We start from the raw sequence: 17,878 nt of genomic DNA on the forward strand, positions 1-17,878 counted from the left end.
ACGTAAGAAAAATGACAAATAAAAAATCCCAAATACTAAATTAGAATTTGGGATTTTTTATTTATACAACTTTGTCAAAGTTTTAAACTTTGACAAAGTTGTAAGTACAGTTTGGAATTTGGAATTTGTGATTTCCAAAATTGTAATTTTATAGATTGTACATCTTCTTTCTTTGTTCCTGAATCTTTTCATCATCAAGATATTCATCAAATGTCATGTAACGATCGATAACTCCGTTTGGTGTTAATTCTACAATTCGGTTACCAACAGTTTGAGCAAACTCGTGGTCATGTGTTGTGAAAATTACAGAACCTTTAAAGTTTTTCAATGAGTTGTTGAAAGCTGTAATAGACTCCAAATCTAAGTGGTTTGTTGGCTCGTCAAGCATTAAAACGTTAGCACGTTCCATCATCATTCTAGAAAGCATACAACGTACTTTTTCTCCTCCAGATAAAACTCTAGAAGTTTTTAAAGCTTCTTCTCCAGAGAAAATCATTTTTCCTAAGAAACCTCTAATGAAAACCTCATCACGCTCTTCTTCTGTTTTAGCATACTGACGTAACCAGTCAACTAACGTTAAATCATTTTCGAAGTATTTGTGGTTTTCAGCTGGCAAATACGCTTGATTTGTTGTAATTCCCCAATCGAAAGTTCCAGAATCTGCTTTTTGTTCACCGTTTAAGATTTCGTAGAAAGCTGTCGTTGCACGAGAATCTTTAGAGAAAAGAACAATTTTATCGCCTTTTGCCATATTCAAATCCACATCTTTGAACAGAACTTCACCATCTACAGAAGCAGATAAGTTTTGCACATTCAAGATTTGATCTCCAGCTTCACGATCCTGATCGAAGATAATCGCAGGGTAACGACGGCTTGAAGGTTTGATTTCGGCAATATTTAATTTCGAAATCATTTTTTTACGAGAAGTAGCTTGTTTCGATTTCGCCACGTTTGCACTAAAACGACGAATAAATTCTTCCAACTCTTGTTTCTTCTCTTCTGCTTTTTTGTTTTGCTGTGCACGCTGTTTTGCCGCTAATTGGCTAGACTCGTACCAGAACGTATAGTTTCCTGAGTAGTGATTGATTTTTCCGAAATCAATATCAGAAATATGTGTACAAACCGCATCTAAAAAGTGACGGTCGTGAGATACAACGATTACAGTGTTTTCGTAGTTTGCCAAAAAGTTCTCTAACCAAGCGATTGTCTCGAAATCCAAATCGTTGGTAGGCTCATCCATAATCAATACATCAGGATTTCCGAAAAGCGCTTGCGCCAAAAGCACACGTACTTTCATTTTTCCTTCCATATCGCTCATTAAAGTATAATGATCTGCTTCTGAAATTCCTAAGTTAGATAACATAGATGCTGCATCAGAATCCGCATTCCATCCGTTCATTTCTTCAAACTGAACTTGAAGCTCTCCAATTCGGTCGGCATTTGCATCGTTATAATCTAAATAAAGCTCATCCATTTCTTTTTTAACAGCATACAGCACTTTATTCCCCATTAAAACGGTTTCCAAAACAGTATGTTCGTCGAACATGTTGTGGTTCTGGTTTAAAACCGACATACGTTTTCCTGGCTCTAAATGAATATGACCAGAAGTTGGGTCCATATCACCTGAAATGATTTTTAGAAAAGTAGATTTTCCAGCACCATTGGCTCCAATAACTCCGTAGATGTTTCCGTGAGTGAAAGTTGTATTTACTTCATCAAATAAAACTCTTTTACCAAATTGAACTGATAAATTATTGACTGTTAACATGAATGTCTTTTTAATTAATTTGGTGCAAAAGTAGTGAAAAAGGTTCTAAGTTGCAAAGATGCTAAGGCGCTAAGGTTTTTATTTTAACCATATAAGTAACATAAGAAAATTTAAGTTTTGCTAAAATGAACTTATATTACTTATATGGTTAAAAACTTCACAATTTGCTTTCTTTAGATAAAGCTACTTCCAAACTTTCAAAATTAGGAAGCACTTTTGAAATTATTCCTTCTTTGTTGATGATGAAATGTGTTGGGAAAGAATTCAACTGTAAAACATTATTCATGTATTCTTTCATATCTGGAATTACAGAATAGGACAATGGTTTTCTGGCTAAGAAAGTTTTTAATTGTTCTGGAGTATCTTCGGCTAAACTCATGAAAACAATGTCTTTTCTTTCTTTATATTCTTCGACTAATTTGTTGACTTGAGGAAATTCTCTAATGCATGGCGTGCAGTGAATGTACCAGCATTTTATTACAATGATTTTTCCTTTCATGGATTCGTTGGTAACCAAATTTCCGTTTAAGTCTTTGAATGAAAACTGCGGAAAAGAGGTTCCTTCCATCTTGTAGTTTTTATAGGCATCAAAGCCAATTTGATTGATAGTTGCTTTTATACTTGTATCGGTTTTGGGCTGAATTTTGAATAGTTTATAAACGTAAACATTCGCTTCTGATTTCAATCGAATTGGGATAAAATTTCCATTTGCCAATTGATCTAAAAAAGCCTCTTTTGAAATTTCTTTAGACGCGAAATCAAGTGCGGTAAAATCTCTGGAAAGCATTATACTTTTATTATAAAACGACCATTGTTCGTAGTTTTTCTGAATCTGTAAAGGATCGACTTCTGGATTTCCGAATTTATTTTGAGCAGTGCTTATTGTAAAAATAAAAAGAAGAGTAAGTAAGCTAATGATTTTCTGCATGGATTCTGAAACGTATTTTATTTCAAAAGTAGTGAAAGTTTTTTAACCGCAAAGGCGCTAAGGTTTACGCAAAGTTCGCAAAGTTTTTTTCTCTATTTTGATTGAAAACTAAGCAATTCAGTAAGTTCAATATCCAAAGCATTTGCAATTCTAATAAGAGTTTTTATGCCAGTGTTTATCTTAGCTCTTTCGATTCTACCTATTTGATTTCTTGGAATGCCACAATCATCAGCCAAATCTTGCTGAGATAAACCTTTTTTTTCACGCAATTGTCTAATGTGAATTCCAAGATTTGCAATAAAAGTTTCTTCTGAAATATCCATATTTCAAAAGTCATAACAATTATTTTTTAATATGACACAAATTTGTGTCAAAAATCAATATATTTACTAAAAATATAAGATTATGATTACACAAGACATTTTAAATGAAGTTCAAGCTAGATTAAACAATCTTTTTACAGATGAAATTGATTGTAAAGAAATGGCAAAAATAATTCGAGAAGTAAATAATGCGCTTTCATTATCTGTTATGAGAGATTGTGAAACCGTCAAATTTGGAGTGAAGAATATTGACGATAGTTTTTATTGGCTTAACAAACTGGCAGAAGTTTTAGATCCTTATTTGGATGTATAAAACATTAGAAATTGTTTAAACATAAAAAAACCTGGCAGTAAAAACTACCAGGTTCATAATGTGCATCTTTAGGCAAAAACCAAATAACAAATTACCTAAAGCCACATTTGTTAGAAATAAATAGATTAAAACATAAATAACCAAACTCAATTTTAATCGTCCCGTTTTTTATTTCTAGATTTTCAATTCTTTTTTAATTTAAAAAGTTCATTACTTTAAATGACTTTCTGCTTCCAGATTTGTCTGTCACAATCACAATAAAGACTTGTTTGCTTGTAAAACTATGGTTATGAAGCACGATTTCTTTGTTATTTTGAAGATTTCTATGCGTCATAATAGTTTGTCCAATTGTGTTAAATACATCAACCTGAGCGATATTTTCTTCATCATTTGCTACAGTCAAAGCATCATTTTTAAAATAGGCTAACGTTGCATTATTTGTAGCTGAAACAGTATCAACTGCTAATACTTTTGCTGTTGCTTGTGATGCGAAATAGGCTGCATAAGCTTTTGATAATTCAGATGAATTTCCGCAAGAAGAGGCATCCCAGTTTACAGACCAAGTCATTAAACCTCTTAAAGAAGGATATGGACCTCCTGGCTGCATCGTGTATGTTCTTCCTGTAAAATTGGTTCCGTTTCTTAAATAATCCATAGCATTAATTCCTTCTGTAGGAGTTAGATAACCGCTTCCTGCCGCACTTGGACAAGCTGGCAAAGCAATAAGTACTTTTGAAGCTGGTAAACCATCAAAATGCATTCCTGTTGAAGCAATGTTATATCCTTTGATCACCATATCAGTCAAGGCTGTTACCATGTTTGATTTTTTAGCCGTACCATAATATTGTCCATCTAATCCGTTTTCTCCGCCGGTATTGTACAACTGTACCGCTAATAAGTCTAACTCGTTACGTAAGTTTTGAATAATTGGCAGGAATGAACCAAAAGTGTCTGTATAAGTAGTATATCCTCCTTGTACATATTGTGTTTCTGGAGCTGCAGTTAATAAAAACCCAGGGCCATAGTAAGCTTTCAATTCTTTAAAAGCATCTACTACATTTTTTAATCTTGGATAAGCAGAAATTCCCGCATAAGAAATATCTCTTAAATTTCCTGCGCTAAAATTCATCGATCCGCCTTCAAAATCAATATCAACCCCATCAAATTGATACTCGTCAATAATTGCTTTTAGACCATTAACAAAAATATTTTTTTGAGTTACGTTATCTAAAACAACATGGCCATTTTGACCTCCGATAGAAACAATAACAGGAACTCCGCTATCTCTTAAAGATTTTATATCGTTTTTCAACAATTGCTTGTCGAAAACACCATTTGTCAAATATCTAGCATCATTTGTAGTCAATATTGGCGTATAACCATCACGATTAACGGTTTCTACGAAAGAATAATCCACTACATTAAATTTACTTCCGACCATTTGAGAGAAATATAAAAACGGAGCACCGGCATTTTCCCAAGAATGTGCATATCCTAAAATAATTTTAGACGGAAGCGGAATAAATCTATTAGTTCCTACTTTAGCAATTTTAATAGTATTGTTTAATGTTGTAACACCAGATTTATTATCAGTTGCTTTGATTACAATTGGGTAATCTTGATAAGCAGTTGGGGTAAAATTATAGGTATAAGTATTATTTGTACCCGCTGTCATATTAAATGTACCTCCATTGATTGTAATGGTAACACCAGAAACCGATCCGTCGCTATCAACAGCTGTAACCGAAATTGGCACCACTTGGAAAGAATTTTGGTATACGGTAGTATTTGATGGTGAATTCCAAGTAATTACAGGCAATGAATTCGGACAGGTTGTTCCTGAGCATTGCAGAGAAAAATCTTTTGTACTTACTGCAGTTGCTCCACTAGATGCTGTTACAGTTGCTTTCAACGTATAGTTTTTATTGAAATCTGCTGCAACTGGCGTCCAACTTGCCACATATTCTGATCCAGAAAGTGTTGCCGTAATATTTTGTGAGTTGATATTAAATACAACCGATGTAATGGTCAAACTAGCATCTACACTTGCCGTTGCTTTAAGCTGAATTGCAGTTCCTGGAGCAATAGCAACAGCTGCAGTTGACGGACTGGTAATAGTAATCTGAGGCGGTGTAGTTTGGTTGGTGTTGAAATTGTAAACTGTTGGCGTTGTTGGAACCGCAAAGTTTGCTAGATTATTTGGATAATAAGCTACTTCTCCATTTTGCCATGAGTTCAATTTCAAGCTTAAAATTTGTGTATAACCTGCTACAACTGAATTGTCAAAAGTATAATTTCCTGATGCATCTGTTGTTGCTAAAACACTTTTCCAGTTGTGAGTATTGTCTGTCCAAGGTAAAACAATTTCTACTTTAGCATTTGCCACTGGAGCTGAACCATTTTTAACCGTTCCGCTAATTAAGTTTGTGGCTGCCGCCAATGCTACTTTAGCTGTTGAACTTGTATTGAAATTATAAACCGTTGGAGTTGTAGGAATTGCAAAGTTGGCTAAATTATTTGGGTAATACGCTACCTCGCCATTTTGCCAAGAGTTTAATTTCAAACTCAAAGCTTGTGTGTAACCGTCTATAACTGAATTATCAAAACTGTATTTTCCTTGTGCATCTGTTGTTGCAATAACACTTTTCCAGTTGTGTGTGTTATCTGTCCAAGGTAAAACTAATTCTACTTTTGCTCCTGCAACTGGCGTAGATCCGTTTTTCACAGTTCCGCTAATTTTACTTGTACTTACAACAACATCTTGCGTAAAGTTCAACGTTTTATTAGCATTTAAATTAGAATAAACTGTAGAAGCTGGAGTAAATGTTTGTCCTGTTAAGGCTGCAGTTACGGTATAATTGCCGCCAGAAGCTAAAGTAAGTGAGTAAGCTCCGCTTGAATTAGTGGTTGCAGTAACATTTCCTGCTGTAGAAGATGCCGTTACTGTTACGCCAGAAACTGGAGCTGTTCCGTTAAGAACTGTTCCGCTTACGGTATAAGTTACCACTGCTGCACCTTGAGTGAAATTCAACGTTTTGTTTGCATCAATTGCATTGTAAACTGTTGAAGCTGGTGTATAAGAAAATCCAGATTTTGCAGCTGTAACTGTAAAGTTTAATCCCGCTGTTAAACCTGCAACGCTGTAAGCACCGCTTGCGTTTGAAACTGCTGTTAAAGTTGTGCTTCCAGAAACTGCCGAAACGGTTACGCCAGAAACTGGTGTTGTTCCGTCTAGAACTGTTCCGCTTACAGTATAAGTTGGCTGAGTTCCATTTATTACAACTCCTGTTTGATTTGTTGTAACATTTGTTAACGTAACTGGAGTAAATGTATAACTCGCTTTTAAAGCTGTTAGCGAATAATTTTGTCCAGAAGTTAAATTATTGAAGGTAAAGTTTCCTGTTTGAGAAACTACTGTCTGAATAACTACATTAGATGCATTACGTAATTCTACTGTAACATCTGTAACCAAAGCCGATCCGTTTTTTACAGAACCAGCAATGCTTACTGTTCCTGGAACTACGCTTCCAAAAGAAGTATCAACTTGAGCAAGCAATGAATTTGGAATTGCACCTCTCGTATCCTGAGATAATTCCCAAATCATTCCTCCTGCTAAGTTTTTTGATTTAATGTATTGCACTTTTAAATCCATTGACTGTTTATCCTCATAAGAGATAAACTCTTTTCTAGTAGCATTATATAAATAAGGAACTTTCGTCGTATTATCAAAGTAACGAACCCATCCTGCTGAAGCTGCAGATGGCGTTACCATCATAGTACTCGGATCCAAATAAGCATGTGAATTTGTAACTGGATTTCCGACTAAATCACAAATTTCGATACTTCCAGATTTTTCGCAAGCTCCAGAACCATCCCAAGTTCCTGTTGGGTTTTGCGGATTAGTACATCCTGGAACTACATATCTTGGTGCTGAAACAAATAATCCGTTTGTTGAATTTGCAGCAACGTTATCGAATTTTTTTCCGTAGAAAGGCAATCCCATAATTAATTTATTTGCCGGGAAACCAACTACATTTAAATATTGATTGGTTAATTCGTCTAGTGATTCTGATTGCGTTGCGCCATACAACGGATCGTTTGGATTTCCACTAGCATACAAAGGAGCATTGTAACAGGTTTTATCGTACCAGTTTCCTCCAAAATCATATCCGAAATAGGTAATATAATCACAATAAGTAGAAATATCTTCTGTCATTCCGTATTGTGATCTATTATTTGGACCTAAATACTGTTTAGAGACATTTCTAACATTGTTTCCTGCAGCAATAGTAATTAGTTTATTTGGCATTGCCTGACGCATAGCTTTTAATAAGTAAACCAAATTTTTGTTGTCATCAGGACTGTATTTTTGCGGAGGAACAGGCGCGCCATTTACAATTTCTGTTCCGTCAGTTCCGCCAGAAAGAGGATATTCCCAATCAATATCGAAACCATCAATAAACGGATACGTTGTAATGAAGTTTGCCATATCTGTTGCCAAAGCGGCTCTTGCCACAGGGCTTGCAGCAATTGGAGAAAGGTCTTGACCTTTTGTCCAGCCTCCAACAGAGATTAAGATTTTTAAATGCGGATACTTTTCTTTCAATTTCATTAAGTCGTAAAAGTTTCCTTTAACTGGAGCATCCCACGGAATTCCGCCTTCCATATGCTCAAAATCGGCATAGGTATCCAAACATTTTAATTTTGTATTCTCTGGATGGGCAGGATCATAAGTTGTCCCATAAAAAGAATAATTTAAATGCGTCAATTTACTTCCATCAATCTTCGGAACATTAAAATCCCTCGCATAGATAGACCATTGCGCATAATACCCCACTACTTTTTTTCCGTGAGCCGGCTGGGCTAACGCGAGTAAGGGAAACAACAACAAAAAGAGTAATCTGTAATAATGTTTCATAGTTAATAAATATTGGTTAATAGAAAATAAGTACTTGGGCCATAACTGTTTTCTTAACAGTCAGGTTTCGCTTAACTGCAGGTTGGAAGGCTGCTGTCAACTGGAAATAAACTCAAATTACATTCTATAGATAAATATTACTATTTCTGATTCATTCATAATCTTTAGCAAATAGCATTGACTGATATTTATTTATAATTTTTAAAAATTAATCGTAAATACAAATGATAAATTTGGGACTAATCATCAATCTATACTCTCGTTTTTTGTCATGTTTTGTTGTATTCTTTTTATTTGGTTTTTAAAGGTTAATAATTATTTTCACGGCTTATATTTTTTTATTTAATTAAGTTAAGTGCTATCATTTTTGAAATCTTGGCCATAACCATCTCTACCGAGAAACTCGGCAGAGATAATTAAAAGCCTGATTAATGGTAACTCTAATTAACACACTAACTCAACCAAAATTTCATATTAGTTTCTTTAAACTTTCATAAACTGACAGTTCTACGTCAGCATGATCTTTTGTATTGCATTGCTCTATTAGACTTTTTAAGTCTGCTGGTTTTAAAGTCGATTTATTATCTAAAACCAACAATAATTCTTGTGAAGCATCGCTTAATTTTTGAGACAAAGGCAAAATTGGCTGCACTAATGGCGCATTTGCACTAAGCGTAGTCAGGTCTTTGTGCACTGCAATCCATTTACTAAAAAAAGCAGCTACTTTTGCTTTATTATCTGCCGATTTATTTGCCAAATATTGGCTTACAGCTTCACTAAAAGCTAAAGAATCTTTCGCATCTGGTCCGCAAGCATCGGCAAACAAGGTAAATGGAGAATACATTTGGTATTCTGTTCCTCCTTTGTTACGAGTATATCCTTTTAAAGGTTCACTTACATTAGAAAATGCTTCAAGGGATTGAATACTTTGATTGTTGGCAATATTTCTCAAAATCACATCTTTGTTACGAATGTGTGTAATGCCTAATTCTTCTAGCCTAAAAGAAATCGTTTCTAAACGTTTGCGCATATTTTCTACATCTACCACATCTTCTGCAGACCAAAGTCTCTCTGCAATTGCAGCTGTTCTTGGCCAAATTCTAGAATCGATAGTTGTTGGTGTAGCTAATTCTGTCCACATTGTAGCCTCTCCACCCAAAATTCTTGCTTTTTCATCGCTAGTTAAATTAGCTCCTTTTGGCATCGGATCGTTTAAGTAATGACTTGCAATTGGATACATCAAATCAATATAATAACCATTTGAAAGAACGGTTTTGTATCCTTTTTTAACGGCGTCTACAAGAGATTGTCCCGCAGGCATTCCTTCATTTGGACCTCTCCAAGAATGCACGATAGCTTCTTTAGACAAATCTTTTGTCAAAATTTCTTCCCAACCCATTAATTGTTTTCCGTGTTTCTTTAACATCGGCGCCAATTGCATGGTGAAATACGTTTGCAATTCGTGGTTGTTTTTTAAATTATGCTTTTTCATGAATTCTTGAATTTTCGGATTTGCATCCCAATCCTTTCCTTCGTTTTCATCTCCTCCAATATGGAAATAAGCACCTGGGAATAATGGACAAACCTCATCAAAAACTTCACTTAATAATTGGTATGTTTTAGGATTTGAAGGATCTAATGTTGGCGAAAAAATACCAGCATTTCTTTCAATTCCATAGGTAGCGATTGCTGTACCTTGAATATTTTTTTCGGATGTTCCGCCAGTCAGCGTGATTACTTTACTGCCAATTTCTGGATAAGCCGTTAAAATTGCAGATCCGTGACCTGGAACATCTATTTCTGGAACGATTAAAATACCGCGCTCATCAGCATATTTTACGATATTTTTAATTTCCTCTTGTGTGTAATACATTCCATCCGAAGCCAGTTGAGTAAACTTTGGATGTTTTTTCATTTCGATTCTCCAGCCTTGATCATCAACCAAGTGCCAGTGAAAAACATTCATTTTCATTGCAGCCAATGCGTCAATATTTCTTTTAACAACATCAATTGGCTGAAAATGTCTAGAAACATCCATCATCAAACCTCTCCAAGTAAATCTTGGGAAATCTGAAATTTTTGAAACTGGAAAATAAAAAGTTTTTGAGTTGTTTTGAAGCATCTGCAATAAAGTCTCCAAACCATGCAAAGCTCCCAAATCACTTGTTGCATTAATTGTAATTTTATTCGAAGTGATATCTAAATGATAGCTTTCATCTTCGTATAAACCAATTTTTCCACTTTTTGTGCAATTGATTTGCAATTCTGCATTTGGAACTTCATTTAATTTGGCTATAAAACTTTGTTCAAAGAAAATACCTGTTCTACCATCTAAACGGCGCAAAAAACGCGTTACTCCTCCAAATATTCTAGCATTTGGATTTCCTGTAATGTTTACTTTAAAATTTTTAGTTAAGTTAAAATTACCTTCATTAATAACAACATTCTGAGGCCAAGGCATAAGATTCAGCTGCTCCTTCTGGACTTGAGCACCTGCAGTTATACCCGCAAATAATAGCACAAATAGATATTTCATTTTTTTCTTTTTTTTTGGTTGGATAGCTTTAATAAGCATCCGAAATTTATATAAAAAGACAAAATCCAGAATGACTTCTGCAGTACCTCACTTTTACAAGTAATCATCTGAATTTTGCCATTTGATTTGTTTAAAAACAAATCATTAAAAACCTAATAATCAAAACGTTTAAAAGCTTCAATAGCTTCGTATTCAGCCAAACCTAATTCATCATATAAAACCGCCGTATTCTTATTTCGATCTTCTGCCCTAACCCAGAATTCACGAGAATCATTGCCTTGAAACATTACTCTATCTTTTTGAGATTGGTGATGTAAAATAGCATGACGTTTTAATAAAACTTCAGACGGGCTCAACGGAACCGCCATGTCAATTTCATGAATATCCCATTCGTGCCATGCTCCTCTATATAACCACAACCAGCAGTCATTCATGTATGGTTCTGGTTTAAGTTCTTTTAAAGCGGCAAAAATGGCATTTAAACAAACCTCATGTGTTCCGTGCGGATCTGCCAGATCTCCAGCTGCAAAAACCTGATGCGGTTTTATTTTTGCGATAATATCTTTTACAATAGCGATATCTTCTGGACCTAACGGATTTTTCTTCACCTGTCCTGTTTCATAAAAAGGAAGATCTAAAAAGTGTGTGTTTTCATCTTTCAGTCCAATATATCTCGTTGCTCCGTAAGATTCTCTTCTTCTAATTAGTCCTTTTAATTTTCTTACTTCTAAAGAATCAATCTGATTTTCAGATTTGTTATTTAAAAACTCGATAACCGATTTGAAATTGATATCTGCTTTTTGATCTCCAATAAAATCACTGGCTACTTCTGCAAATTTTAAAGCTTCATCGTCTGAAACCGCAATATTTCCTGAAGTCTGGTACACTACATGAACATCGTGGCCTTGTTTGATTAGCTTCGAAAATGTTCCTCCCATAGAAATCACATCGTCATCTGGGTGCGGACTAAAAAGTATAACTCTCTTTTTTGCCGGATTTGCCCTTTCTGGACGAAATGAATCGTCTGTGTTAGGTTTTCCTCCTGGCCATCCGGTAATGGTATGCTGTAAGATATTAAACATATTAATGTTCATATCGTAAGCAGAACCTTCTTGAGCCAAAAGATCGGACATTCCGTTATTGTTATAATCACGGTCTGTCAATTTTAGAATTGATTGTTTTGTTTTTTGACAAAGCCAAACAATAGCTTTACTTTTTAATTCAGGAGTCCAAAGACATTCTCCAACCAACCAAGGCGTTTTGAAACGAGTTAATTCTGATGCCGCAGACTGATCTAAAACGAAAGTTGCGTTTGGATGGTTTTGTAAAAATGTTGCTGGAACTTCGGAACTGATATCACCTTGAACTGTTCTCTTGATAATATCAGCTTTATTTTGCCCCCAAGCCATCAAAACAATACGTTTTGATCTCAGAATGGTTGAAACTCCCATTGTAATGGCACGTTTCGGCACATTATCAATACCATTAAAAGCTGATGATGCATCGACTCTTGTGATATGATCTAAAGTAATAATTCTAGTTCCTGAATTGATATGTGAGCCTGGTTCGTTAAATCCAACGTGCCCTGTTCTACCAATTCCAAGCAATTGAAAATCAAGACCACCTGCATTTTTAATATTCATTTCATAATCGATGCAATATTGATTGATTTCCTCAATAGCTACTGTACCATCAGGAATATTAATATTTTCGGGTTTGATATCAATATGATTAAAAAGATGCTCATGCATGAAATAATGATAGCTCTGATTGTTCTCCTTTGTCATCGGATAATACTCATCCAAATTAAAAGTGATTACATTGCTAAAACTAAGTCCTTCTTCTCTGTGCATTCTTACTAGTTCTTCGTAAACTTTAATAGGAGAAGAACCTGTTGCCAGACCTAAAACACAAGATTTGTTTTTCTCCTGCCTAGACCTAATTAGCTGCGCAATTTCCTGTGCTACAATTACAGAAGCTTCAATCGAACCTTTGAAAATTTCGATGTGTATTTTTTCAAATCGAGTTTCTTCAAATTTTCCCGCGCTTTTGTAACTGATATCAGGTTTTATTTCTAAAGCACTTTTCATTTTTTTCTTTTTTGTAGTAAGTACCATTTTGGTTTTTAAGATATGGTATAGATAGCTTTCGCCATCTATACCGTACCACTAACCAAACTTAATATTCTTTTTTTTTTAGAATTTGTTTACTCCAGTATCCCACCAAAGTCTTGTTGCTCCTGTATCTGGACCTCCTAAAAGCTGAACCCCTTGAGCATAACCTGTTGGATTAGAAGTTTTTTCATTTACGTAGAAATTCAATCTTCTTACAAACGTTCCATTAGGAATTTTTCCTCCAGAGAAGTTATTTACTGGCAAGAATAATTTTGGATAACCCGTTCTTCTTGTCTCAGCCCAAGCTTCTTGACCATCAGGGAAACCAGCGATCCATTTTTGAGTAATAATTTTTTGTAGTTTAACTTCATTAGAATCCGATTCTGACCATTTTACTGTTACCAAATTTTGTGCTGCAATATTATTTGTTGCATTTAATGGATCTGTAAAGTTTGCTGGCATTGAAACATCATCAGCAATGTAAGTTGCCGCACTTCCTGCACCTAATTGAGCGAAAGAAGTTGCAATTCCTGCTTCATAAAGTGACTGTGCAGATGCACCAACATTCCAACCTTTTAATGCTGCTTCAGCTTTTAAGAAATAAGATTCAGATGCATTAAACCAAGGAATCAAGTTATTTTCTACGATTGGTCCAACTTTAGAGAACAAATCTGCTTTTGCTGTTCTATAATTAGCATCAACCAAAGTTCCCATTCTAATACCTTGATAAACATTTCCAGTCGCTTTATGAAAGAATACATCTCTTCTTGGATCATTATAGCCATTCATTATAGATGTAATTGCTCCACCTGCATTGATATCTGCCCAAGGACCGGTATATGTTTTAACAGGATGTTCAGCAATATACGCCATGTTATCAGCATTAGAAGTAATTACTCCTAAACCAGCCAATGCAGCCTCTCCTTCAGCTTTTGCTTTTACAGGATCAACATTAGAAATACGCAATGCTAAACGTAATCTTAAAGAGTTAGCAAATTTTACCCATTTCTGAATATTTCCGGCTGCAGTAGTTCCATCTGTTGCATCACCTGTCGCAAAGAAAGTTGCAGAAGCATCTGCAGCTTTTGGAGTTAAAATATCAATCGCAGTTTTTAACTCTGTAAAAAATTGATCATAAACTGCTTTTTGAGAATCATATGGAGTTGTTCCATCAGGATTTCCAAAACCTGAATAAACGATTGGTCCGTAATAATCTGTTGTTTTATGCATTGCATAAACTTTTAAGATTAAAGACCATGCATAAAATTGAGGATATTTATTTTTTGTTAATTTTTCAAGATTATAGGCATTTACCATCTCTTTTTGGTACTTCTGAACCCATTCAGCACCATTCCAGCCATCAACAAGAGCATAAGTAGAGTTATTACTGTTACCCGCAAAATCGTGAGGCGTTCCCATGTATCCTGAAAAGATATCTGCATTTAAGTTAAACTGAATATCTCCCTGCCAATCATCAGCAACCAAGATATACATTCCTCTCTGCATTGTCTTAAGAGGCGCTTTAACCTGATTAAAATCTTGTTCTAATTGTTCGTTGCTAAAGCCAGTCTCATTGGTATTTATGTCTTCAAAGTCTCCCGTACAACTACTTAATGAAAGAGCTAAAACTGAACCTAATATTAATAATTTATTTTTCATCTGTGAATTTTTATCGTTAATTAAAATCATTTTTATTGATTTATAAGCCAACCCATTAAAGAGTTACTTGTTTATTATTTTACATTATTTCTACATTCAATCAATAAACAAGAGTCTTACAACAACCAGAAGGTTTTGTCCTTTATTAATTATTTTAGAAAGTTAAATTCAAATTAACACCTATACTTCTTGTTGAAGGCAATCCGAAAATATCAACACCTTGCAATCCTTCTCCTGAACTTAATGTTACGTTTGGATCAAATGGAGCATCTTTGTAGAAGAAAAATAAGTTTTTACCAACAAGAGAAACATTCACTGCTTTGAAGATTGTAGTTTTACTGAAATCAAAAGTATATCCTAAAGAAAGCTCGCCTAATTTAACATTTGTTGCTTTGTACATATATTCTCCAGTAGCACCAGCTCTATCTCCAACTGAGCTATAGTAATTTTGTGCAGACATTGTTGTCACTGGAGTTCCGTTTTCATCTATAGCATTTACTTTAACTCCACCAGCATCTCTTGCAGCACCTGAAGCCTTAGAAACGCCATAAGAATCAAGCATTGCCTCAGTCATACTCATTACATTACCCCCAAATCTACCGTCAATAAGAATATTTAAGAATACTTTTTTGTATTTGAATGAGTTTGAAAAACCTAACATAAAATCAGGGTTTGAACTTCCCATGTCTACCCAATCCGTTTTTTGAACTAAAGCCTGATCTCCAACACCAGCAAGCAACATTTGACCTTGTGCATTTCTCAAGATATCTTTCCCTTGAATTGTCCCGAATGGTTGTCCAACTTTCATAACATATCTGTAACTATTTGGATCTCCGTTAGTCAAAATAACTGTATTAACTTCGCCATTTGCACCTGTACCTAAGCTAAGAACCGTGTTTTTATTTGAAGCATAATTCAATCCAAGATCCCAAGAGAAGTTATCTGTTTGAATTGCTTTACCTGTTACTGTAATCTCAAAACCTTTATTTTCTATACTACCAGCATTGAATGCATAATTAGTATACCCTGTAGTATTTGGAATTGGCGCCGGAGAAGTAATTAATTGATTTTTTGTTTCATTTCTGTAGTATGTAAAATCAAATCCAATTCTGTTATTTAAGAATCTCCATTCTGTACCAAATTCATATGAATTTTGCATTTCTGGCTTCAAAGAAGTTCCAGGTTGCGGACCAACTATTGGTGCTGTAACTTGACCTCCTACTAAAGTATTTACTGGAGAAGTTAAAAAAGGAGATATATCATTACCTACTTGAGCAAATGAAGCTCTAACTTTTGCGTAACTAATTGATTCTGGAAATGTTACCATTTGACTCAATATAGCTGATAAACCTACAGATGGATAAAAGAAGCTTAAATTATTTGTATTTACTAAAGTTGATGACCAGTCATTTCTTCCTGTCAAATCAAGGTAAAGCATATCTTTGTAACCAATAGTGGCACTTGCAAAAAGTGACTGTACTTCTTTTTTACCTCCAATCGTGTGTGCATTTCTTTCAGCAGACACGAAGTTTCCTGTATTAAACCAGTTCGCATTGATTAATCCATTTTTTTGACCAGAATCACTGATGTAAGCGTCATTAATTGTAGATTTTGTGATACTTGTACCAAGGTTAGCACTGAAAGAGAAATCATCGCTGAATTTTGTATTGATAGTAGCAATTAAATCACCATATAATTGATTACTTTCACTATCTGAATAAATATATCTACCTGTAGATGGTGCCAATGTTTCATTTGTACCAGCATACATTCTCTTATCAAAAATGTTATCAAATTTATTATAACCTCCTCTTGCTTTAATACTCAACCAGTCAGTTGCTTTATATGTAATAGCTGCAGAAGTAATTAAAGATTGGTTTTTATCAATAGATTGATTTCTGTTTAAAATCCAACCTGGGTTTTGAATAATATCAGATGTTTGAGATGGCCATCTTTGAGTCATTAAGTTTCTTGCAGGATCTAATACTTCAAAGTTTTTATAGTAATCGTTAAAATCATTTCCTCTTGGGAACAAATAAACTCCTGTCAATGGGTTGAAATACAATCCGTTTGTTGGTTTATTTATAATTTTTTGCTCCGCATAAGATATCGCACCATCAATCGTCACTTTATCGTCAAATAATTTAACGCTTTGACGAAGTGCAATATTGTTTTTCTTGAACTCATTTGTTGGAATTACCCCGTCAACTTTAGTGTTTGCATAAGTAAGACTAGTTGACATTTTATCAGATCCACCATTCACAGATACAGAGTTGATCATAGTAAGACCTGTATTGTAAAAATCTTTTACATGGTCAGGAGATTTTTTAGGATCACCCCAAGTCTTGTCAGATGATGGCGCTGCTCCATAGCTAGTTTGAAATTCTGGTAATGAAACTACATTATCAACAAACACACTTGCGTTATAACTTGCCGTTACGTTTCCTTCTTTTCCTTTTTTAGTTGTGATCACAATAACACCATTTGCGCCTTGAGAACCATATAAAGCAGCTGCAGAAGCTCCTTTAAGAACTGTCATCGATTCAATATCATCAGGGTTCATCATTGAGATTGCATCTCCTCCATCTCTATTTCCTCCTGCTGTATCACCAAAAACCTGATTTGCTTGAGATGAGTTAGAGTTTAACATTGGAATCCCGTCAATAACATATAATGGCTGGTTATTTGTCGCAGATGAGTTACCACGTATTGTCACTTTTGCTGCACCACCAGCTCCAGCCGAGCTTTTTCCTACAATAAGACCAGCAACCTTACCAGATAAACTGTTCATTAAGTTAGCATCTTTTACTCTTGTAACTTCTTCCCCTTTAACTTCTTGGGCTGCGTAAGTCAAAGTCTTTTTTGATTTTTTAAGTCCCAATGAAGTTACTACTACCTCATTTAGAGCATTTGATGCTGCTTGTACCATTTTCACATTTATTGTAGAAGCATCTCCTACAACTATGTTCTGTGTTCCAAGACCTACATAACTAAAAACTAATGTCTGTCCTTTTTGAACTTCAATCGAATACAGTCCGTCAAAATCGGTAGTTGTTCCCTTTTGACCTCCTTGTACTAAAACAGAAGCTCCTGGTAATGGCATACCTTCAGAATCTGTAATCACACCTTTGACATTTTTTACTTGTGCAAGTGAAACTTGCGCCGTAAAAACAATCATAAAGATTAAGAAAATTTTTTTCATGTTTATTTTTATTTTGTTAGTTATGAAGTAAAATTATTCTTAAGACATTGTTAAAAAAAATAAATTAAACCAACGACAACAAAATTTAAACCAACGACATAAATCATTCAATAATAC

General features: G+C 34.7%; 9 protein-coding genes. 1 reads left to right on the forward strand and 8 read right to left on the reverse strand.

Annotation, left to right across the window (positions count from 1 at the left end; genetic code table 11):
• Positions 1–148: 148 nt before the first annotated feature.
• From J7574_RS06000 to J7574_RS06010, 3 genes are all read right to left on the reverse strand, one after another.
• On the reverse strand, positions 149–1,768 hold the full coding sequence (locus J7574_RS06000) for an ABC-F family ATP-binding cassette domain-containing protein (RefSeq protein WP_290965651.1): 1,620 nt from the start codon (positions 1,766–1,768) through the stop codon (positions 149–151).
• 157 nt (positions 1,769–1,925) lie between these two features.
• Positions 1,926–2,696, reverse strand: coding sequence for a TlpA disulfide reductase family protein (locus J7574_RS06005; RefSeq protein ID WP_290965653.1), 771 nt, complete (start codon positions 2,694–2,696; stop codon positions 1,926–1,928).
• Positions 2,697–2,788: 92 nt separating this feature from the next.
• On the reverse strand, positions 2,789–3,019 hold the full coding sequence (locus tag J7574_RS06010; RefSeq protein ID WP_290965655.1) for a helix-turn-helix domain-containing protein: 231 nt from the start codon (positions 3,017–3,019) through the stop codon (positions 2,789–2,791).
• 82 nt (positions 3,020–3,101) lie between these two features.
• On the opposite strand from J7574_RS06010, the gene J7574_RS06015 reads away from it, so the two are divergent.
• Complete coding sequence (locus J7574_RS06015; protein ID WP_290965658.1) at positions 3,102–3,332, forward strand: hypothetical protein; 231 nt, start codon at positions 3,102–3,104, stop codon at positions 3,330–3,332.
• Between the two features lie 193 nt (positions 3,333–3,525).
• Here the strand turns inward: J7574_RS06015 and chiA are convergent, their stop codons facing one another.
• The 5 genes from chiA to J7574_RS06040 all read right to left on the reverse strand — a co-directional run bounded on the left by chiA (position 3,526) and on the right by J7574_RS06040 (position 17,761).
• Complete coding sequence (gene chiA / locus J7574_RS06020) at positions 3,526–8,250, reverse strand: T9SS-translocated chitinase ChiA (protein ID WP_290965661.1); 4,725 nt, start codon at positions 8,248–8,250, stop codon at positions 3,526–3,528.
• A gap of 469 nt (positions 8,251–8,719) precedes the next feature.
• Positions 8,720–10,786, reverse strand: a complete 2,067-nt coding sequence (locus J7574_RS06025) for a family 20 glycosylhydrolase (RefSeq protein WP_290965664.1) — start codon at positions 10,784–10,786, stop codon at positions 8,720–8,722.
• Between the two features lie 152 nt (positions 10,787–10,938).
• A complete protein-coding gene (gene nagB / locus J7574_RS06030) occupies positions 10,939–12,876 on the reverse strand; it encodes a glucosamine-6-phosphate deaminase (RefSeq protein ID WP_290965667.1) in 1,938 nt (645 codons plus the stop codon).
• Positions 12,877–12,981: 105 nt separating this feature from the next.
• Entirely contained in the window at positions 12,982–14,559 is a 1,578-nt protein-coding gene (locus tag J7574_RS06035) for a RagB/SusD family nutrient uptake outer membrane protein (protein ID WP_290965670.1), read from the reverse strand.
• A gap of 154 nt (positions 14,560–14,713) precedes the next feature.
• On the reverse strand, positions 14,714–17,761 hold the full coding sequence (locus J7574_RS06040) for a SusC/RagA family TonB-linked outer membrane protein (RefSeq protein ID WP_290965673.1): 3,048 nt from the start codon (positions 17,759–17,761) through the stop codon (positions 14,714–14,716).
• Positions 17,762–17,878 lie beyond the last annotated feature (117 nt).

The organism is Flavobacterium sp., assembly GCF_017744675.1.
Taxonomy (GTDB): domain Bacteria; phylum Bacteroidota; class Bacteroidia; order Flavobacteriales; family Flavobacteriaceae; genus Flavobacterium.

Excerpts from the sequence above, each read along its gene's own strand:
- J7574_RS06000 (WP_290965651.1), bottom strand. The coding sequence starts at position 1,768 with ATGTTAACAGTCAATAATTTATCAGTTCAATTTGGTAAAAGAGTTTTA.
- J7574_RS06005 (WP_290965653.1), bottom strand. The coding sequence starts at position 2,696 with ATGCAGAAAATCATTAGCTTACTTACTCTTCTTTTTATTTTTACAATA.
- J7574_RS06010 (WP_290965655.1), bottom strand. The coding sequence starts at position 3,019 with ATGGATATTTCAGAAGAAACTTTTATTGCAAATCTTGGAATTCACATT.
- J7574_RS06015 (WP_290965658.1), top strand. The coding sequence starts at position 3,102 with ATGATTACACAAGACATTTTAAATGAAGTTCAAGCTAGATTAAACAAT.
- chiA (WP_290965661.1), bottom strand. The coding sequence starts at position 8,250 with ATGAAACATTATTACAGATTACTCTTTTTGTTGTTGTTTCCCTTACTC.
- J7574_RS06025 (WP_290965664.1), bottom strand. The coding sequence starts at position 10,786 with ATGAAATATCTATTTGTGCTATTATTTGCGGGTATAACTGCAGGTGCT.
- nagB (WP_290965667.1), bottom strand. The coding sequence starts at position 12,876 with ATGAAAAGTGCTTTAGAAATAAAACCTGATATCAGTTACAAAAGCGCG.
- J7574_RS06035 (WP_290965670.1), bottom strand. The coding sequence starts at position 14,559 with ATGAAAAATAAATTATTAATATTAGGTTCAGTTTTAGCTCTTTCATTA.
- J7574_RS06040 (WP_290965673.1), bottom strand. The coding sequence starts at position 17,761 with ATGAAAAAAATTTTCTTAATCTTTATGATTGTTTTTACGGCGCAAGTT.